Annotated in this window: 1 protein-coding gene; it reads right to left on the bottom strand. The window is 73.9% G+C overall.

What is annotated here, in order from left to right; all coding sequences use genetic code 11:
• Positions 1 to 1,249: tetratricopeptide repeat protein (locus tag D588_RS0114620; RefSeq protein WP_017916513.1), on the bottom strand; the 1,249-nt coding region annotated here is incomplete at both ends.

Below are 1,249 nucleotides of genomic sequence, written 5' to 3'. Positions count from 1 at the left end.
CGGCCGCGGCGTCATCGCCGTCGCGTTCGGCCAGTTGCGCCTGCAGCAGCGCCGCACTCGCGCGCTGTTCGCTGGACACCGAGGCGGGCGCTTGCCGCTGCACCTGCTGCAGCGCCAGCCGCGCCTGCGCCGGGTCGTCCAGCGCCAGCCACACCTGCGCGCGCAGCAGGGCGATGTCGGTCTGCCCGCGTTGGTCGCGGCTCTGCTGGAACAGCCGCTGCGCCTGGTCCAGTTCGGTCAGCGCCACCGCGCGCTGGCCTTGCCAGAACGCCAGTTCGGCCAGGTTGCGCCGGCTCACCGCCACTTCCTCGAGCATCTGGTGGCGCTCGGCCTCGCGCAACGCTTGGCTCAGCAGGGTCTGCGCCTGGGTCCAGTGGCCGCGTGCGGTGGCCAGCAGGCCGAGATTCTGCGCGGTGCGCACGCGGCCGGTGGCGTCGTTGAGGTCGGCATAGGCGCGCGCGGCCTGTTCCCAGAACGCCTGCGCGCTGTCCAGGTCGCCCAACTGGAAATGCGCGAAGCCGATGTTGTTGAGCGTCTCGGCGACGCCGTGCGCATCGCCGATCGCGCGCCAGGCGGTCAGCGCGCCGCGGAACGCCTGCAGCGCCTGCGGATAGTCGCCGCGCTCCTCGGCCAGCAGGCCGAGTTCGTTGGCGGCGGCGGCCTGGCCGTCGCGGTCGCCGAGTTCGACGTACAGCGCCTGCGCCTGCTGCAGCTTTTGTTCGGCCTCGGCGAAGGCGCCGCCGATGCTCAGCGTGCCCGCCAGATTGCGCAGGCTGGTGGCGACGCCACGGCGATTGCCGACCTGCCGGCGCAACTCCACCGCGCGCAGGTACTGCGCCTGTGCCTGCTGGGCCAGGCCGAGCCGGCCGTAGCCCACGCCCAACGCGTTCACCGTCTCCGCTTCGCCATAGAGGTCGCGGCCGCGGCGGAACAGCAGTTGCGCGCGCAGCAGGTCGTCGTCCACCGCGGTGGCGGCGTTGCCGCTGAGGATCGCCAGCTTGCCCAGCGCCAACCACAGCCGCGGGTCGTCGGGGTCGCGCTGCGCCAGCGCACGCAGGCGATCGCGTGCCGCGTCCAGGTGGCCGGCCTGCGCCTGGATGCGCGCGACCTGCAACTGCACCTCGCTGTCGTTGGGCCGGGCCGTGGCCAACGCCTGCCAGGCGCTGTCGGCAGCGGCGAGATCGTCTTCGGCTTCCAGGCGCAGCGCCGCCAGCAGGGCCAGGGTGCGCGGCCGCGCCGGCGCCGCGGG

The organism is Xanthomonas sp. SHU 308 (assembly GCF_000364645.1).
In the GTDB taxonomy this organism is placed as follows: Bacteria; Pseudomonadota; Gammaproteobacteria; order Xanthomonadales; family Xanthomonadaceae; genus Xanthomonas_A; species Xanthomonas_A sontii.
The sequence above is the reverse complement of the archived record's forward strand: the minus strand, read 5'-3'. Positions and strand labels throughout refer to the sequence as shown.